This is a genomic window from Candidatus Methanosphaera massiliense (genome assembly GCF_028890305.1).
Classification (GTDB): domain Archaea; phylum Methanobacteriota; class Methanobacteria; order Methanobacteriales; family Methanobacteriaceae; genus Methanosphaera; species Methanosphaera massiliense.
This window is the reverse complement of record NZ_JARBXM010000001.1, coordinates 758,917-778,401: the sequence shown is the minus strand read 5'-3', so window position 1 is coordinate 778,401 and position 19,485 is coordinate 758,917. Positions and strand designations below refer to the sequence as shown.

18 protein-coding genes are annotated in these 19,485 nt (G+C 30.2%); 9 read left to right on the top strand and 9 right to left on the bottom strand.

What is annotated here, in order from left to right:
* Position 1 precedes the first annotated feature (1 nt).
* Both OTK55_RS03730 and hisB read left to right on the top strand, forming a co-directional pair.
* A complete protein-coding gene (locus tag OTK55_RS03730; RefSeq protein ID WP_274870683.1) occupies positions 2 to 1,555 on the top strand; it encodes an oligosaccharide flippase family protein in 1,554 nt (517 codons plus the stop codon).
* Between the two features lie 31 nt (positions 1,556 to 1,586).
* Positions 1,587 to 2,171, top strand: coding sequence for an imidazoleglycerol-phosphate dehydratase HisB (gene hisB / locus OTK55_RS03725; protein WP_274870682.1), 585 nt, complete (start codon positions 1,587 to 1,589; stop codon positions 2,169 to 2,171).
* Positions 2,172 to 2,238: 67 nt separating this feature from the next.
* Here hisB and OTK55_RS03720 read toward each other — a convergent pair whose 3' ends face one another.
* Both OTK55_RS03720 and cfbB read right to left on the bottom strand, forming a co-directional pair.
* Complete coding sequence (locus tag OTK55_RS03720) at positions 2,239 to 3,069, bottom strand: F420-dependent methylenetetrahydromethanopterin dehydrogenase (protein ID WP_274870681.1); 831 nt, start codon at positions 3,067 to 3,069, stop codon at positions 2,239 to 2,241.
* Positions 3,070 to 3,134: 65 nt separating this feature from the next.
* Positions 3,135 to 4,496, bottom strand: coding sequence for a Ni-sirohydrochlorin a,c-diamide synthase (gene cfbB, locus OTK55_RS03715; RefSeq protein WP_274870680.1), 1,362 nt, complete (start codon positions 4,494 to 4,496; stop codon positions 3,135 to 3,137).
* Between the two features lie 215 nt (positions 4,497 to 4,711).
* Here cfbB and OTK55_RS03710 point away from each other — a divergent pair, with 215 nt between their 5' ends.
* Together OTK55_RS03710 and thiI are read left to right on the top strand one after the other, a co-directional pair.
* A complete protein-coding gene (locus tag OTK55_RS03710) occupies positions 4,712 to 5,860 on the top strand; it encodes a VWA domain-containing protein (RefSeq protein WP_274870679.1) in 1,149 nt (382 codons plus the stop codon).
* Positions 5,861 to 5,872: 12 nt separating this feature from the next.
* A complete protein-coding gene (thiI, locus tag OTK55_RS03705; protein ID WP_274870678.1) occupies positions 5,873 to 7,024 on the top strand; it encodes a tRNA uracil 4-sulfurtransferase ThiI in 1,152 nt (383 codons plus the stop codon).
* A 163-nt stretch (positions 7,025 to 7,187) separates the two neighbouring features.
* On the opposite strand, the gene OTK55_RS03700 is transcribed toward thiI, so the two are convergent.
* Positions 7,188 to 8,402 (bottom strand): GMC family oxidoreductase N-terminal domain-containing protein, encoded by a 1,215-nt coding sequence (locus OTK55_RS03700; RefSeq protein WP_274870677.1) that lies wholly within the window; start codon positions 8,400 to 8,402, stop codon positions 7,188 to 7,190.
* A 4-nt stretch (positions 8,403 to 8,406) separates the two neighbouring features.
* The gene (locus tag OTK55_RS03695) at positions 8,407 to 8,955 is read right to left on the bottom strand and encodes a hypothetical protein (protein ID WP_274870676.1); all 549 of its coding nucleotides are present in this window, start codon (positions 8,953 to 8,955) and stop codon (positions 8,407 to 8,409) included.
* 165 nt (positions 8,956 to 9,120) lie between these two features.
* On the opposite strand from OTK55_RS03695, the gene nucS reads away from it, so the two are divergent.
* The gene (gene nucS / locus OTK55_RS03690; RefSeq protein ID WP_274871763.1) at positions 9,121 to 9,876 is read left to right on the top strand and encodes an endonuclease NucS; all 756 of its coding nucleotides are present in this window, start codon (positions 9,121 to 9,123) and stop codon (positions 9,874 to 9,876) included.
* Positions 9,877 to 9,915: 39 nt separating this feature from the next.
* Here nucS and OTK55_RS03685 read toward each other — a convergent pair whose 3' ends face one another.
* Positions 9,916 to 10,329, bottom strand: coding sequence for a hypothetical protein (locus OTK55_RS03685; protein ID WP_274870675.1), 414 nt, complete (start codon positions 10,327 to 10,329; stop codon positions 9,916 to 9,918).
* A gap of 15 nt (positions 10,330 to 10,344) precedes the next feature.
* Positions 10,345 to 10,599 (bottom strand): ferredoxin, encoded by a 255-nt coding sequence (locus tag OTK55_RS03680; protein ID WP_274870674.1) that lies wholly within the window; start codon positions 10,597 to 10,599, stop codon positions 10,345 to 10,347.
* Between the two features lie 82 nt (positions 10,600 to 10,681).
* Between OTK55_RS03680 and OTK55_RS03675 the strand changes: the two genes are divergently transcribed.
* On the top strand, positions 10,682 to 11,515 hold the full coding sequence (locus OTK55_RS03675; protein WP_274870672.1) for a carbon-nitrogen hydrolase family protein: 834 nt from the start codon (positions 10,682 to 10,684) through the stop codon (positions 11,513 to 11,515).
* A gap of 33 nt (positions 11,516 to 11,548) precedes the next feature.
* Here OTK55_RS03675 and OTK55_RS03670 read toward each other — a convergent pair whose 3' ends face one another.
* The 3 genes from OTK55_RS03670 to OTK55_RS03660 all read right to left on the bottom strand — a co-directional run bounded on the left by OTK55_RS03670 (position 11,549) and on the right by OTK55_RS03660 (position 13,992).
* Positions 11,549 to 11,992, bottom strand: a complete 444-nt coding sequence (locus tag OTK55_RS03670; protein ID WP_274870671.1) for a MarR family winged helix-turn-helix transcriptional regulator — start codon at positions 11,990 to 11,992, stop codon at positions 11,549 to 11,551.
* A 108-nt stretch (positions 11,993 to 12,100) separates the two neighbouring features.
* On the bottom strand, positions 12,101 to 13,249 hold the full coding sequence (locus OTK55_RS03665; protein WP_274870670.1) for an MFS transporter: 1,149 nt from the start codon (positions 13,247 to 13,249) through the stop codon (positions 12,101 to 12,103).
* A 155-nt stretch (positions 13,250 to 13,404) separates the two neighbouring features.
* Complete coding sequence (locus OTK55_RS03660; protein ID WP_274870668.1) at positions 13,405 to 13,992, bottom strand: HEAT repeat domain-containing protein; 588 nt, start codon at positions 13,990 to 13,992, stop codon at positions 13,405 to 13,407.
* Between the two features lie 139 nt (positions 13,993 to 14,131).
* On the opposite strand from OTK55_RS03660, the gene OTK55_RS03655 reads away from it, so the two are divergent.
* The 3 genes from OTK55_RS03655 to OTK55_RS03645 all read left to right on the top strand — a co-directional run bounded on the left by OTK55_RS03655 (position 14,132) and on the right by OTK55_RS03645 (position 19,348).
* Positions 14,132 to 14,866, top strand: a complete 735-nt coding sequence (locus OTK55_RS03655) for a metallophosphoesterase family protein (protein WP_274870666.1) — start codon at positions 14,132 to 14,134, stop codon at positions 14,864 to 14,866.
* A gap of 42 nt (positions 14,867 to 14,908) precedes the next feature.
* The gene (locus tag OTK55_RS03650) at positions 14,909 to 17,497 is read left to right on the top strand and encodes an ATP-dependent helicase (protein WP_407652417.1); all 2,589 of its coding nucleotides are present in this window, start codon (positions 14,909 to 14,911) and stop codon (positions 17,495 to 17,497) included.
* Positions 17,498 to 18,337: 840 nt separating this feature from the next.
* Positions 18,338 to 19,348, top strand: a complete 1,011-nt coding sequence (locus OTK55_RS03645; protein ID WP_274870664.1) for a helix-turn-helix domain-containing protein — start codon at positions 18,338 to 18,340, stop codon at positions 19,346 to 19,348.
* Positions 19,349 to 19,485 lie beyond the last annotated feature (137 nt).

Here is a 19,485-nt window from a genome sequence, read left to right as displayed (position 1 = left end):
TATGACAAATAAACTCATGAAGAATAGTATTATTTTAGTAATAGGTAATCTATTATTCCGTGTTGGAGGATATATCAACAGACTATTAATGAGTAGAATGTTAGGACCAGAAGGTTATGGTTTATATGGATTAACATTACCTTTTCAAGGTATTTTCCAAATATTATCCGCAGGAGGTCTTCCACCTGCAATAGCTAAATATATTTCTGAGTATAATGTTAAAAATGAGCATGCTCTGATAAAACAAATTATCAGAACATCCACGAAGTATATGATATTTATGGCTCTTATACTGGGAGTTATAATGTTGTTTGCATCGGATTTTATTGCTAATGCTATTTTTCACAAGCCTGCTGTTGTATGGCCTTTAAGAGTTATTAGTCTTATTACTCCTTTCAGTGTTGTTGTTGGAGCTATGCGTGGAGCATATCAGGGAGTATATAAGAACGAATATACTGTTTATAATAGGATGTGTGAACAGATTTCTACTATTGTTTTTGCATGTCTTTTTGTATATGTCGGATTATATGCTACTGGTGCCGTTCTTGGTAGTGCTTTTGGTTTTATTGTATCTGCAATTACTGCAGTGTATTTCTACAAGAAATATATCAGCGGTCTTTTTGAAACTGAGGAAGATTTAAGTTTGAGTAGGAAAGATGAGTTAAATCTTCTATGGATGCTCATACGATTTGCTATACCTGTTACTATCACAGCACTTTCTGAGATGGCAATTTATGATGTTGGAACATTGATTATTGGAATATTCATGTTGTCTAGTGATGTTGGTTATTATAATTCAGCAGATCCTATTGCTAGAATTCCTTTGATTATTTCATTATCTATTTCAACAGTACTACTTCCAGCAACCGCTGAAGCATACACTATGAAGAACCAGAAATTATTACAGGAGTATGTTGTTGATTGTCTAAGATATTGTATATTAACAGTTTTACCATTATGTGTAATGATTAGTGTATTTAGTGAGCCTGTTATCACAATACTCTTTGGAAGTAATTATATTAAAGGTGCAAGTGTTTTAAGTATTCTTGTTATAGGAATGTCTTTTTATAGTATATACATGATTTGTAGTAGTATATTACAGGGAACAGGTAAGCCTAAACTTCCAATGTACATATTAATAGCAGGTACTGTTTTAAACATTGTACTAAATGTTATATTTGTTAATGTATCTGGTATTGTAGGTGCAGGTATTGGTACTACCATCACTACAGGTATACTTATGATTGTGATATTATACACTGTAATAAGAAATACAAAAATATCACTTCCATGGAAAAATATACTGCTTATTGTGACATGCAATATTATTTTAATGATAGCTTGTATTATTATACCAAAAACAATTATTGGTGCTATAATTGGATTTATTGTAGGAACAATCCTATACATAGTTTGTTTATTCCTCTTCAGAGTATTATCAGAAAGAGATATTAAATTCTTCACAGACTACTTAAACAGGGAAACATTCTTAAGACCTTACACAGAAAAAATAATAAAATTTATAGAAAAGCATGAATTAATATATAAACAATAATAATAAGATAAAAAAAAGGAATGATATTGATATGAAAAATAAAAGAGAAGTTGAACTAACTAGAAAAACACGTGAAACTAACATAACAATAAAACTAAACATAGACGGTACTGGAAAAAGCAATATTGACAGTGGACTTAAATTCTTAGACCACATGCTAGAATCATTCAGTAAACATGGCTTTTTTGATTTAACAGTAAAATGTGATGGAGACATAGAAGTAGATGACCATCATACAGTAGAAGATATAGGATTACTATTAGGTGAATGCTTCAACAAAGCTGTTGGTGATAAAGTAGGTATAGAACGTATGGGCTATAGTATGGTGCCAATGGACGAAGCATTAAGTACAGTAGCAGTTGACCTTAGTGGACGTAGTTACACTGTGTTTAATGCAGATTTTGAGTATCAATACATAGGTGATGTTGGAACACAAAATATCAAACATTTCATAGAATCCTTTGCAAATACTGGTTTAATGAATATTAATGTTAAAGCTGAAGGAGAAAATGATCATCATATCTGTGAAGCTATATTTAAATCACTAGCACGTGCATTAAACAGCGCTACAACAATTACTCATGACCAATTATTAAGCACAAAAGGAGTATTATAATAGGTTTCTCTTTATTCTAATTATTTTTTTCAGAAAATATAAAAAAATGGGTGTGGAATAAACTTTTTTATTCAAAGTTATCCATCAAAGAAGTTTTATGTAATGTAGAACCATCACGCCTATGTGGTGTTCTTAAAACAGTATCATTACCTTTTTCTATTTCTCTTGCTTCATCTGCTAGTTTTGCTGCAGATGACATCATTTCATGAGCTGCTGCTACTAGAGGTATGTATATATTAGGCTCATTTGTTTTGAAACATGCTTTTACATCCATAACAGATACTTGTGTTGCTATATTGTATGCGGCTATTGCCTTACTCATTGCATATGGATTTTTAAATCCTGCTGCTAGTACTGCTCTTTCTGCTGTTACAACAATTTGTGGTACTTCTATAGGTTCATTGTTACTTATCTTATCTATAAGACCGTCAATTGTTTCGTGAACTAATCTGAAAGCACCTGTTACTGATAGTACTTTTAGAACGTCTGAATTAAATAATGCCATTTCTGTAGGGTCAAGGAATTCTCTTCTTGCACCAATCATAGGGTCTGCTCTTACTAATATGTATCCTAATTTTTGTTCTTTCATTTCATCAATAGCTTTTTCCCCTGGACGGTCCCCTATGATAATTGTTGGGATTCCTGTTTTAGATAATGCTTCTCTTGCAATACTAGGTTGTTTAGCATTTGGATTAGGACTAATGAAGATAATCATGTCCGGATTGAATTCTGTTATTTTTGGTAATACATCCTCCATTTGTTTTTTACCCATTTTTGCCCCGGAACTTATTGTTCTTACATCTATATCATCACGATCTGCTCTTTCATCTAATACCAAATCTATTATTGGTGAAGTTCCTATATTACCTACTTTTATTATTCCTATTTTTACTACCATATTTTCACGTCAAAATTATTAATAATTAATATGTTTTTTCTTATTATTCTTTTTAGGTGCTTATATTATTCATTATCATATGCTGTTTGTGTAAAGTTATATGCAAATTCTGGTAAACATGCAGTGTGTGTATGAATGTAGCTTGCAACAGTATTATTTTTTAATAATCCATCGTATTCACCTGTGATTCCTACTCCACGTTTCATTTTGAATGCAAAATCATTTTTATTAGATCCCTTGTATTCTACTTTAGAATAGTGGAACTCATGGCCATGATATTCTGTTCCCTTTTTTAGTATTGGTGTATCTTGTTCTACGTGTGCTATTGTATAACTTAATCCTTGTACTTTTTTAGTTAGCATTGATTTGAAGGGGTATACTCCTACTGTTGGTAGGTTATCTATTGATTTACATAAATACATCAATCCACCACATTCAGCATATATTGGATGATTATCATCTGAAAATTGTTTTATTGAGTTGAGCATTTTTTTATTTTGGGATAATTCTTTTTTAAATATCTCAGGGTATCCTCCACCAATGTATAATGCATCAACATCAGGCATTGTTTCATCATGTATTGGGCTGAAGTATTCTATTTTTGCATTGTTATATTCTAGTGCTTCTATGTTTTCCTGGTAGTAGAAGTTGAATGCTTCATCAAATGGTATTGCTATTTTTGTTTTTTGTTTGGTTTTGTTTTCTGACCATATTGGTTCATATTCATCTTTTATTGGCTGTGAATTGTTCATTATGTTCATTATCATGTCTAAGTCTAGGTTATCTTCTACTAGTTCTCCCCATTTTTCTATTAATCCTTTTATTCTATCTTGTTCTACTGCCGGTATTAATCCTAGATGTCTTTGTTCCATTGTTATAGATTTATCTCTTACTATTCCACCTATTACAGGAGTGTCTGCTAATTTTTCTACTGCTTCTTTTGTTTTTAAATAGTGTTTATTACTTTTTACATTGTTTAGAATTACTCCTTCAATGTTGATTTGTGGATCTAATGATTTAAATCCGATTACCATTGCAGCAGCACTTCTTACTAGGCTTCGACTATTTATGATTAATATTACTGGTGCATTAAGTGCTTTTGCTATTGATGCTGTGCTTCCTATGTCATTTACTGGACTGATTCCCTCATATAATCCTCTTACCCCTTCTATTATTCCATAATCTGCTTTAGATTCTGTCATCCCATTTTTAAAAGATTGTCTTATTTGTTTTTCTGTCATGAAGAATGAATCAAGGTTACGTGAGGGTACTCCTGTTGCACAATTGTGATAGGAGGGGTCTATGTAGTCTGGGCCTACTTTGAATGATTGTATTTTATGTTCTTTTGATAGTGCTTTCATGATTCCTGTGGTTATTGTTGTTTTGCCTACTCCACTTCCTGTTCCTGTTAATAGTATTCTTTTCATTTAATTAACCTACTTTTTATGTTAGCGTTATTATTTTTTTTCTTTATTTTATGTTATTATATTTTAAATTAATATCATATAGATTTTTATAAGTGAGTAATTATTTTATATAAACAAAAACATATTATAACAATGTTAATAGTTGGATTGGAATAATAAAATACTAAGACGACCATATATTAAAATATACTATAAAAATGCAGGGAGAAATAAAAGTGGTTAACAAAAGAATAGTTGCATTATCAAACCAACTACGTGACGAAGGAGTATCCGTTAGTATAAGAAGCACAGAAACAGCCTGTAACGTATGGAATCTCATGAAAACAGACAGTAATCTCAACGAAATACAAACAGCACTACGAAGTGTATACATCAAAGACCATCATGACAACAAGAAATTCAACAAAGTATTCGAAGAATTATTCACAAACATAGAAGACAAAACCAAACCAAATAATATACAACAAGACCCCTACAATAACTCACATGACGACCCAAGCATACAACAAGAAGACATAATGCCCATGCCAAGTGAAGTTGAAAGTGACCTGCCCATAGAAAAAATAATACCACCTGACTTTAACCCAGAACAACTAAAACAAAACAAAATACACGAAAAAGACCTACTAAAAACAGACATAAGCAATATAAATAGCTACGACGAAAGAATACTTGACCTCTGCCGTAAACTAGCAGAAAAAATAGCTAACAAAAGATCAAAAAGAAAAAGACTAATGACAACAAACAACATAGACATGCCCCGAACAATAAGAGGGAACTTAAAAAACGGGGGAAAACTAATCAAATTATACAAATCCAAACCACAAATACATAAAAGCAAACACATATTTCTAAGTGACATAAGTGGATCATGTGACTGGATAAGTAGCTGGTTCTTTTCAATAATATATGGATGTCAAAAATCATTTGACAAAATATCAAGCTATGAATTTGACAGCAACATAATCAACACAACTGAAGCACTCAAAAGTGAATCATACTATGAATCATTCACATCAATATCCACACAAAGAATGAGAAGAGGAATGATACATGGACAATCAGACATGGCCCAATCATTCAAAGAATTCTTAAAAGATGCAAATCTTAATCATAGGAGCATAGTAATCATATTAACAGATTGTAGAGATTGGAGAGGAAAAAGAGAAGAGGGAATACTGGAAAGTGCTAAAATACTAAAAAAAATAGTAAAACAAAGCTCAAAAGTAATCATATTAAATCCTGAAAAAAAAATAAGATGGGATACACCTACAAGCTGTGTTAGAGACTACCAGAATGCTGGAGCAGAAGTATATGAAATAGGTAACCTAGAACATCTAGCAGAATTAATAACAAAATTATAAAAGAGGTATAACATGAAATATTTTGTAAGATATGGTGAAATAGGAATAAAAAGTCCAAAAATCAGACGTAAATTCGAAAATAAATTGATGAACAATATAAAAACTGAATTAAACTGTACCTTTGAAAATGATCAAGGACGGATAACATTAATAACTGAAGAAAAAGAAGAAAAAGTACATGACGTACTAGGAAGAGTATTTGGAATTGTATCATACAGTCCAGTATTAGAAACAAAAACAGATAAAGAAGATATTAAAGCATTGCTTAAGGATATAGTTCCAAAATTAATAGAGTCTGGTAAATTCAATCCAGAAAAAGATTCTTTTGCTATTAAATGTAGACGTGTAGGAAAACATGATTTCACTAGTCAAGAGATGGCAGGATACTGTGGAGCTGTAGTAGTTGAACTAACTAGTGCTAAAGTAAATTTATCTAATCCTGATTTCACAATATATGTTGAAGTAAGAAATGATGACACATATATTTACACAGAAAAAATACCAGGATTAGGAGGATTACCTGTTGGCTCACAAGGTAGAGTTGTATGTTTAATATCTGGAGGAATTGATTCACCAGTCGCTGCTTATCTCATGCTTAAAAGAGGATGTTCTGTAACATTATTACACTGTGATAATTATCCTTTCACTACAGGTACAATAGACAAAGTTAAAAAACAAGCTGAGAATTTACAAAGATATTCTCTTGGTTCAGAGGTAAGATTATATAAAGTAAAATTAGGACAATACTTAGAACATGCTAGAAATGATGCACCACCACGTATGACCTGTGTCCTATGTAAGAGTGGTATGTATCAAACAGCAGAACATCTTGCAAAAATAGAAAATGCTAATGCAATAGCAGATGGTAGTAGTATAGGACAAGTAGCTTCACAGACACTTAATAATATAGAGGCAACAAGATATCAATGTAGAATGCCTATATTTAGTCCACTTATAAGTTTAGATAAGATTGAAATAGAAAATATTGGTAAGAAAATAGGATCATATGAAGTTTCTATTATTCCAGATAGTGGTTGTGGTGCAGTACCAAGATATCCTGAAACCCATGCTGATTTAAATCTTGTCAATCAAATAATCGAAGATATTGACCAGAAAAGTTTACTCAATGATGTGTATGAAACTATAACCAAAGTTGAGTATTAATATTGTTAATCTTAAAATTAGGGGATATGTATTCAGTATCTTCTTTTTAATAACTTTTTTTTATAAAAAATTGTACAGGAAATATTTATTCTTATTTTCTACAAGATAAACTTAAATTATTACTCAATAAAAAAAATAGTGGAGGGTAAGATAAATAATAACACTATAATATCTCCGCTAAGTGTTGACCTAATCTTCTAGATAATGCTAGTATAGTATAAATTGGTGGTAATCCTGGTGCTTCTGGTAATACACATCCATCACCGACATATAAGTTTTTAATTTCAGTTTCTAGATTATTATCTACTATATCACCTATTCTTGCTGATGATAATAAATGTGCTCCTCTTACATGTGTTGAGGAAATACTTTCAATATCAGCACCTACCTGCACTAGTATTGCACTTGCAATTCCACATCCTCTTGCTATTAGTGATGCATCATCAAAATCTATGCCTTTTACTACTTCATTTGCATATACTTTTCCTTTAAGATTGTCTGGTACTTTTACCATGAAACTTATTATATCATCTGCTGTTGCGTCAGGATGCGTTTCTTGTATTTTTGGTAGTAGATATTGGCTTGTATGTGATGCTATGAGGATATGTGGTAGTTTAAGGTATTTGTTCATTTGAATCTCATGGTCTTGACATGCACCTTTATAGTAACCACCTATTGTTACAAATGGATCAACTGCAAAAGTTTCCCCTGCTTTTATTCCAGCAGTACGTAATAATTTTGGAGTTATCATTCCACCTGCAGCTACTACTACAACATCTGCTGTGTATGTGTTTCCTTTGTCTGTTACTACACCTTTTACTTTATCTTCTTCTATGATTAGTTTTATTGCAGCTTCGTTTGTTAGAAGTGTTGCTCCATTGTCTAATGCTACTTTTAAGTCTTCTAGACTACTCCATTTTGCTCCATGTGGACATCCCCATGCACATCTTCCGCATTGTTTACATTTTTGAGGATTGATTGCTTTTGGAGTCGGGTTCATCTCTAATCCTAGTTCTTTTGCTGCTTTTTCTAGCAGGTTATTTATTTTTCCTGTATGAGACTCTGGCATTGGTTGTATGTTTAGTTCTTCTTTTAGTTGTGCTATTTGTGGTTCTATGTCAATGTCATATTCTTTTAGTTCACCTACTAATGATGGTATAAAGTTTCCTGCTATTACAAGGGATGAACCTCCTACCACTGTTGTTTTTATTAGCTCCATTTCATTTTTATCCCATGGATCATAGAATTTATATCCATCTTCAGCATCAGCTAGTGGTCCTTTTTCTATTATTGTAATATTTACATTATCATTTTTTGATAATTCTCTTGCTACGCTTAATCCTCCAGTTCCAGCTCCTATTATTATAACATCTTTCATTATTTCACCTTTTTTCTCTTTCTTTTTCTCTTCTTATTTTAGCTTTTTGAATAGGTGTCATATATATTGCTTCTTCTTTTTTACGTCTTTGTTGTTTGTTTCTCTGTCTTATTTCATTAAAGTCGTTTACTACTTTATAGTGATGTTCTTCACGTTTTTCTTCTTTATCTTTGTTATTTCTGTGGAATAATCCTAGTATGTATCCTGCTACTATTGCTGCTACCCCTGATATTATCACAGCAGCTATTATTGGTATTAATGCACCCATTACTAAGTTAAACATCATAGACCCTGCACTTGTTTCTACTGTTATGTTAGTTGTTGGCATGTAATCTGTTAGTAGTAATCCTGCAGGATATGATATTATATAACTTATTAGAGCATATGCTGCTCCAGAAGTTGTTCCTACCCCTTTGCTTTTTGTTAGTAATGTCATTATAAATCCTAGTGCTAGTAGTATAACCATATAACTTATTCCTACTCTTGCTGCTAGGATTGCTATTATAACTGCTATGATTATTTCGAATCCCTTTAGGAGTGTTGACGAAGACATATTGTTTCACCTATATTTTATTTCTTTGTAACCCATCATTAATATAACAATGTTAAAAATTATCATTATATAAACAAATATTATATAAATATATAAAAATATTAATTTAAATATTTTTATTAGAATAAAAAAATAACATGAAAAAAGATTTAGGAGGAATACCCCATAAAATACAAAACCATAGAAAACCCTGACATAGAACAAGCATACACAACAATACAAGAAGGCTTCAATAAAAAAGCCATGATAATAATATTAGCCAAATGTCACGTAGAATATGAAGGAAGAGCACGAAGCAGATTAGCACCAGGTGACAGATTAATCCTAATAAAAAAAGATGGAACTTTTGCAATACACCAAGAATTAAATCTAGACCCTGTTAACTGGCAAGCACCAGGATGCAAAAACAAAGTATCAGTCAAAAACAATCAAGTTATATTAACAAGCAAGAAAACAAAACCTACTGAAGAAATAAAAGTATACCTTGATGAAACATACAGCGTCACATACTACAATTGTATAGACACTAAAGAACTAGAAATAAGAGGATATGAAAAACATATGGTAGACCTAGCATGGGAAAAACCAGAGCTAATAGAAAAAGGATTCAGACCAACAAGAAGAGAATACCAGACAGAAAATGGATTTATAGATCTTATGGGAACTGACAAAGACGAAAAACTAATGATACTTGAATTCAAAAGTAGAAAAGCAGGAACAAATGCTGTTAAACAATTAAAAGGATATGTTGAATGTTTCATGGATAATAAAGAATTTGTAAGAGGCATAATAGTAGCACCAGATATCACAGATAATGCAAGAGAACTACTAGAGTCACTACAAATGGAATTTATACAAATGAATCCACCATTAGACCTATTAAAACATAAAACATCAACACTAGATTCATTCTTGAATTAATGAAAAAGAATATTAAATAATTTGATTGTAGAAAATATTCTACATCATAAACTCATACTCTTCACCATTAATACTTAATAATATAGCATCAACGATACAAGCAGTATTCCAACCTACAATCTTTGTAGCAACCTCATTCAGCTCCTCTGGAATTTCTTCAGCTCCATAAGGTCTTATGATAATAATTGGCTTATTGAAACTTTGAGCATACTTTATATGTTCAGATATTAACTTCTTGTTCTCTGACCATAGACCTGATAATACAATTAATGCATCACATTTATCAATAGCTTCAGCAAAGTTATCACTAGTATCTGTTACATCAGCCCACCTGAAAGCCTCAGTAGCTGTGTCTAAACGAGATATGAATGTGTTGTAATCTTGACAATCAACTGGATAAGAAATAAAAAGTTTCCAAGTTGTCATGTCTTCTTCTGGAAATAAATCTAACATTTACTACACCCTCTTCTATATCAATGCATGGCGTTCTATTTCTATTTCATCACCATCTTCATTAAAAACTGTGAAACAATCATTAGGACAAATACTGGCAGATGTTTCAATTTCATATAAAGAGTTTACCATACCTTCAACAGTATCATCAACTACAACAGCACCCTTCATATTAACTAAGTTATCATCATCTAAATATAATATTTGTGAAGGTTTAGTACATGCCCCGCAACCTTTACAATTAGCTCTATCAATTTCTACATCTAACAATTTAATCACCTGATTATAATTATTATTATCAAACTTTACATATATAAATATAAGATACAGCTTTTCAAAGTTAGATGATATTATGAAAGATTTTATATTAACAAGTTGTCAAATGAACGTAGTTGACAATAAAAAGAAAAATATATTACATGCCCAGAACATGATAAGAACAGCATCACAAAAATACAATGCCAATTTAGTTACTTTACCTGAAATGTTTAACACTCATTACACAAATGACAAATTTATTGAAAATGCTGAGTATGAAGATGAAAGTATTACACTAAATTCAATGAAAGATATAGCCAAAGAGGAAAAAATTTACCTACAATGTGGTACAATGCCTGAAAAAGAAGAAAATGCATTATATAATACAGCATATCTTATAAATCCTAAAGGAAAAATTATAGGAAAACACAGGAAAGTACACATGTTTGACATTGATACAGATACTATGAAATTTAAAGAATCAGATACCTTAAGTCCAGGAGATAAAGTTACCACAATAAAAACAGAACTTGGAATAATATCACTAGCAATATGCTATGATATCCGATTTCCTGAATTATGGACTCTGATGAGTAAGAACCATACAGATATATTTCTATTACCTGGAGCATTTAATTTAACAACCGGCCCCTTACACTGGGAGACATTAATAAGAGCAAGGGCAATAGATAATCAAGCATATGTAATAGCAACATCTCCTAGTCAAGTAGAAAATCCCTATTATATTGCATGGGGTCACTCCATGATAGTAGACCCGTGGGGTAAAATAGTAGAGCAAGCTCATAAAAAAGAGGAAATGTTAACAACTAAAATAAAACAATCCACTATAACAAGTGTAAGAGAACAAATACCCGTCCTTAAAAACAAGAGACATGACGTATATGATACTATACAAAAAAATAAGTAAAATATTATTATGTATTATTAGTTATCCAGAATATTATTTATTTACAACTAATTTATATAATAATTTTTTTAAAGTCTTTGTTTCTTCTTCAGATAAGGATTTTGTAACCTTGAACTCCCATTGATCTACTAGATTCACTAGTTTATCTGTAACCTCATAACCTTTAGCTGTTAATTTTACTACTTTTATCCTATGATTATCAGGATGTTCTTCTCTTGTTATTAATCCTTCATCTTCAAATTTCCGTAATAATCTTGCTATGTATCCCTTACTCACCTTGAATAGTTTTGTTAAATCCTTTTGTGTTGTGTTTTCCAAAAATCTTATTCTAATTAGAATTGGAACTTCGGAGTATGATATTTCTGTTTCATCAAGTGATTTTACAAGGTGTTCTTTATAATCAGCTACTAATTCTTCCACGTAGTGATATATTCTAATATTTTCATAGTTTCCATCGAATTGTGTTGGAAGTGACATGATATCCCTTCATTATTGTTAGTTTTACATATATATTCTTTATCGTTCATTATTTATTTTCTTTTATTATTCTTGTTTCACGTATGTTATTTATTGACTGAATATTTTCTAATCTATATCGTATCTTTTTGTTCTTGTGAATAATAATATTAAATCTAACATTAATACAAGTATTGCAAATAGCATTACATATCTAATACCTATTCCAGCCACAACAATTCCTGCTAATGTTGTTCCAAGGGTTACACCTACATTTCCCATGCTCAAGAAGATCCCATTTGCAAATTCTGGAGCTTGTGGTGCTGATGATACCATCCAATATTGTGATATATCATTAAATATTCCTGCTAGTAGTCCCCATAGTGCCATGAATATTATTGTTGGAATTGCATTATTACATGCTATGAATACACCTAATAATATTAGAGATATGATTATTGGTGAGAGTAATACTAGTTTTCTTGCATCTTTAACTAATAGTCTTGATCCTAACCAGTTTCCTATGATTGATGCTACTCCATATATAAATAGAACTATACTTAAGTTTGTTCCTGCTATATGCGTTAAAGTTCCTAGGAATTCTGAGATATATGAGTATCCAGTGTATAATCCTGCATTTAAGAATATTACTCCTAATACTGATATAATAAATACCCCTGTTTTTGCTACTGATACTTGGTCTAAGTAGGATTGTTCTTTTCCAGGTATTTTTGGGAAGAATATTAGTGTTAATATTAGTACTATTAAATTTATTATAGCAAACCATAGCATTGCATATTGATATCCGAAATTAGTTGCTATGAATGTTGTGATTGGTACTCCTATAATCATACCTGCGCTTACACCCATGATAACTTTACTTACCGCACTTTGTGTCTTTTCTGGCTCTACTATCTCAGCTGCTACTGTCATACTTATACTACAGTAAATTGGATGAAACATTGCTGGTATTATTCTACATATTAATGCTATGTTGAAATCATGTACAAATGCTCCTATTGTCGTGAATACTGTAAATATTGTTAGAACTAGTAAAAATGTTTTCTTTCTTTCGTATTTACTAAATATTACTGGCATGAATATTGCAAATATTGCTATTGTTAATGAAAACATGCTGACAAAAAGTCCTGCCTGTGTAATACTCACATTAAAGTATTGTGCTATTTGTGGAAGTATTCCTACTACTCCCATTTCGGTACTTAATATACCAAAGGTTCCTAGAACCATGATATATATTATTAAATCTTCTCGATTCATGTTTTTATTATCCTTTATTTTTTGTGTGAAATTAATTATAAATTATATTGAATTAGTAAACTGTTTACTTTATAAACTTAATTATAATTATGAAAGTAATATTATATAAACGTAACTACAAAAAAAATAGATAAAAAAAGAGATGGTTAAAAAAATTATTTCTTAGCTTTTTTCTTCTTAGGTTTAGGATCAATCTTCTTAAGAGCTTTATTAGCAACTTTCTTATAATCTTTATCACCGGTAGCTGCACGCCTAGCCTTTTTAATAGGATCAATTGCTTTTTTATCCTTAATATCACCAAGAGCTTTAGTAGCAGAAGCTCTAACACCCCAGTCATCATCTGTTAATAATTCGATTAAAGGATCTACAGCACTTTTAACTTCCATTTCACCTAATGCTTTAGCAGCAAACTTCCTAATAGCGAAATCATCAGAACTTAATGAATCAATAAGTTCAGTAGCAACAGTATCATCACCAATATCTTTTAATGATAAAATCACATATTTCTGAACACGTACATCATCCTCCTTCAAAGCTTCAATCAAAGGTTTAATAGCAGGTGTTCCAATCTGTGATAAAGACTTTGCTGCCTGAAATCTAACATGAGGATTCTCATCATTAAAAGTATTAATTAATAAATCAATTGCATCATCAGAAAACTCCTCCAATTCTTTACATGCAGCTATTCTTTCCTCATAATCTTCACTGGCTAATTTTTCTTTTAATTCTTCTATATCTGTCATAAGTATTCCATCCTATTTATTAGAAATAATGTAAGATTGCCTCATCTAAATAATATATCTGTATTCAATATACTAAAAAATTATTTATATTTTATAAACAGTGCAATTATATTATATTTAAAAAAACATATAATAAGATATGAATTCCTTTGATATATGTGGTGCAAAAGTATTAAATAATGCATTAATGGTCGAAGACAGCCTTATAATCTCAGATTTACATTTTGGATACGAATCCTCCCTAAATAGTCAAGGATTCATGATTCCTCAATTCCAATTTGAAAAAATAATAGATCAAATAACAAGCATTCAGGATAAAGCATGTGCTAGAAACATCATATTAAATGGAGATATAAAACATAACTTCGGAAAAATAGACCGTCAAGAATGGAAAGAAGTATTAAATTTCATAGACTATCTTTCAGACCTATTTGTAGAAATACAGGTTATTAAAGGCAATCATGATAACTTCACACAATACATCCTAGATAAAAGAGATATAAAAATGAAGAATCATATTATAATTGATAACTTCTACATAACACATGGCCATAAATTACCCCCAGAAATACCAGATAATATAGAAACAATCATAATAGGTCATGAACATCCATGTATAGGTATTCGTAATGGAGAACGCGTTGAAAAAGTTAAATCATATCTACAGGGTACCTGGACAAATTATAATCTTATTGTTATGCCCTCATTTACGCCTGTTAGTTATGGTTCTGACATCCTACATGAAAAAACTATTTCACCATTTATTAAAGATGTATCACAATTTAAGGTATACGCTATTGAAAACTGGGAAGTATACCCCTTTGGAAGTATAAAAGATATTTTAAGTGTTAGCCAAGAAGAAAACTACTATTAAAAAAAAAACGGATTCTATTCTATTTTTTTTGGAGAGACTATTATGAAAGAATATAGTGACGATGAAATTCATAGCTTGTTACACCCCTATGTTAGCAAATGGTTTAAAAAAACATTTGACACATTTACTGATGCTCAAAGACAAGCAATACCCCATATCAATGCAGGCAAGAATATATTAATATTATCACCTACGGGCTCTGGTAAAACATTAACAGCATTTCTTGCTATTTTATCAGGACTTACAAGTCTTAGTGAGAGAGGTATGCTTAAAGAACAAGTTTATTGTCTATATATTTCTCCACTTAAAGCATTAGATAATGATATTTCTAAGAATCTTGAAGAACCATTACAGGGAATTAATGATATTGCAGGTTATGATTTAGGTATCAGGCAAGCTGTCCGTACAGGAGATACCACACAGTATGAGCGTTCTAAAATGTTAAAACATCCACCTCACATATTAATAACTACCCCTGAGACACTATCCATTATCCTTGTTGCACCTAAATTCAGAGAGAAATTAAAAAATGTTAGATATGTGATTATCGATGAAATACATTCACTTGCTGAAAATAAGCGTGGAACTCACCTAAGTCTTAGCTTAGAACGTCTTAATGAATTAACTGGTGGTTTTACTAGAATTGGTCTTAGTGCTACCGTAAGCCCTCCTGAGAAGATTGCACATTTTCTTTCAGGATATTCATGGGGACAGCCACGAGATTGTGAGATTGTTAATGTAAATTATGTTAAACAATTAGACATGAAAGTTCTATGTCCTGTTGATAATATTATAGAAACAGACCAGGAAACATTGAATAATGAATTGTATAAAATGTTACATAAACTGATACAACAACATAAGACTACATTAATATTTACTAATACTCGTAGTGGTGCTGAAAGTGTTTCATATAAGTTAACACAGAGATTTCCAAAGTATTATAATGAACGTAATGTAATGGCACATCACTCCTCTCTTTCCAAGGAGGTTCGTCTTGAAACAGAAAATGAATTAAAAGAGGGTAATCTAAAGGTTGTTGTTAGTAGTACTTCCTTAGAGCTGGGTATTGATATTGGTTATATTGATCTTGTAATCCTTATTAGTTCACCTAAATCTGTTTCACGTGCTCTTCAAAGAATTGGTAGAAGTGGACATAGACTTCATGAGAAATCTAAGGGTCGTATGGTTGTTGTTAATAGAGATGATCTTGTAGAATGTAGTTTAATTCTTAAGAATGCTATGGAGGGAAATATTGATGAAATTGATATTCCACGTAATTGTCTTGATGTGTTAGCACAACATATTTATGGTATTGCTATTGAGCATAAACAGAATATTAAGCATGTTTATCATATGATTCGTCAGGCAATGCCCTATCATGAACTTTCATGGGATAGTTATGAGCAGGTTTTACGTTACCTTGCTGGTGAATATACTACACTTGAACATAGATATGTGTATGCTAAGATTTGGGTTGATTGGGATACTAATACTTTTGGTAAACGTGGAAAGTTAGCTAGGGTATTATATTCTACTAATATTGGTACTATTGCTGATAGGAGTCATGCACGTGTCAAGTGTAATGGTAAAGTAATTGGTAGTATTGATGGAGATTTCATGGAAAAATTACATAAAGGCGATACCTTTGTTCTAGGGGGACGTGTTTATCAATTTAGATATGCTCGTGGTATGACTGTAACTGTTGTTCCTAGTGGTAGTACTCCTAGTATTCCTTCATGGGTTTCTGAACAATTACCATTATCTTATGATTTAGCAGTTTCTATCCAGAATTTCCGTTCTATGATGGATTGGAAGCTTTCTACGGATGTTCCAGAGGAGGATATTATCAAGTTTATAACAGATTATTTATATGTTGATAAGAATTCCGCAAATTCTATATATTACTACTTTGTAGAACAATTCCTCTATAGTGAAATTCCAACTAGAAATCGATTATTAATAGAATATTATACTGGTTTTGGTGGTAGAAAGTTTGTGGTATTTCATTCATTGTATGGTAGACGTGTGAATGATGCTCTTAGTCGTGCAGTAGCATATATTATATCCCAACGTTATCATCATGATGTTATGATTAGTATTGATGATAATGGTTTTTATCTTAGTAGTGATTCTAAGATTGGGGGTGTTGAAGCTTTTGAAGAATTAAGTAGTGATAATTTAAGAGAAACGCTAGTTAAAGCTATTGATAAAACTGAAACGTTAGCTAGTCGTTTTCGTGATTGTGCTAATAGGTCTTTAATGATTTTACGTAGATATAAGGGGCGTGAGAAAAGTGTTGGACGTCAGCAGGTGACTAGTAAGATTTTACTTAATTTTGTAAAAGAGATTGATGACCATTTTGCTATTCTTGACGAGGCTCGTCGTGAGGTTATGGAGGATTATATGGATGTTTCTCATGCTGAAGATGTTTTACGGGATATTGAATCTGGTAAAATTGTAATAAAAACTGTTAATACCGTAATTCCTACGCCTTTTGCTTTTAATCTTGTTTCTAGAGGCTATTTAGATGTACTTAAATATGAGGATAGATCGGAATTTATTAAACGTATGCATGAAGCTATTATTAATAAAATAAAAGATAAGAAGAGATTAAATAAGTCCAATTAAGTTTAATTTTTTCTTTAATAAATATGAATATAATAATTAATCATTATAAATTAGATAAATTACATGAAAAATAAATAAAAAGTAAGACATATTAATTCAAATAGAATGATAAATAATTTAGGATATGAAGATGTTTAAATAATAATAAGTTATAGAATAGCTTATGTTATAATTAAACTGCAAATATAATTAAAATATAAAAAATACATTATTAAATAAGCCAAATAATCATCATGTTTAATAATGATAAAAAGAGAATAGTTTAAATAGTACTTTAACATAATTATTATATAACAAAAAGAAATTTTTGTTAACCCAATTAATTATTATCCACCATATAATAATTAATAAAGAAATAGTTCAGAATATGTTATAGACATGTTTTCATCTATTGAACAATTTAAATAGTTATTTCATTAAAAAAAATATCTTATTACATCAATATGAGAAATTATTAATTTAAACGTAATATCAGCATAGAATACGTTAATTATTGTATTAATTATCCTAGAATAACATAGAAACTAATCAAATAATACCTACTTAAGGAAACATTCTTCATAATAAAATATAAGAAATATTCTTCACAAAAAATGATTTTTAGTTTCTATTTCGGAAAGAGAAATTTTTTTAGATAATGATAGATCATGTTATCATTCTCATTTTTTTATATTTTTTTATAAAAAAATATATCCCTACATTTTTTTAAAATTATATTATTTCAAAGAATAATTGATAAAAACAAAAGCTAATTTTATAAACTTCTACAAAACTTTAAAATAAATATATTACCCAATATTATATTAGTAATAATCTATATTTTAAAATAGGAGGGAGAATATGAATCTAGACAATAATGAAATATTTGAAGAGATGTATGTTAAAGATAAATACGCTCCCTACACTGAAATAGAAGAAATATCCCATGGAAAAGAACTTCTAATAAAAAAACCATATAGAAACGTTATTAAACTTAAATGTTATGAGATAATTCCTGGAGTAATAACAGTAAAAGATCATACTGACCTTATGGAAAGATATACAAATCAAGACCATATTTTTGAATATAAACACCCTGAGAATATACTAGTAATAACCTATGTTACAACAGGTAGATGTCAGATTCCTATTGGTGATGATAAATACGTGTTTGCGAAAGAAGGGGACATGAACATGTATATTAAATCAGAAAATCCTAATGCTATTGATTTTATAGGAGAATCACAATTTATTCATATAATTATTAACAAAGAACTAATTACTAAACAAGTTCAAGGATATACAAAAGAATATGTTAAAATGATTAATAGATTATATGATATATCTGACGTATATCGTAACGTAATATTTGAACCTGATGAAGATATAAAAACAGTCATCCACCAGATGCAGAAGTACCAAAATAAGAAAAGGAGAATTAATAATAATAATTATGAAAGATTAAAAATATTAGAATTAATAATTCTACTATATGAATTTAACATACATGATGAAAAATATTCTAGAAATGTCTACTCAGATGTTCAAATTAGAGTAGTTAGAAAAATAAAAAATACATTATCTCGTGATATTGCAAGCTACATTTCATTAGACGTTCTATCGGCAACATATGGTATTAATTTAACAACTATGAAAAATTGTTTTAAAGACATGTATGGTAAACCATTATATAAATGGTACAGGGAATATAAATTCCAAAGAGCAACAGATCTAATTAAAAATACCACTTATCCAATATCAAAAATTGCTAATATGGTGGGATATAAAAGTAGCAGTAAATTTTCTAAAGCATTCAAGACAGAAATGGGTGTATTACCTTCAAGTTATCGTAAAAAGAAGAACAAAAAATAGAATAACATCCTCTTCCTTAAACACTTCTTTTATAAACTAACAGAAACTTTTTTTCAATAACAATTCAAATTATATTTAAATTAATAAAGAACAAGTATAAAAAGAGAATAAAACGCTGATATTTTATTCATTAAACT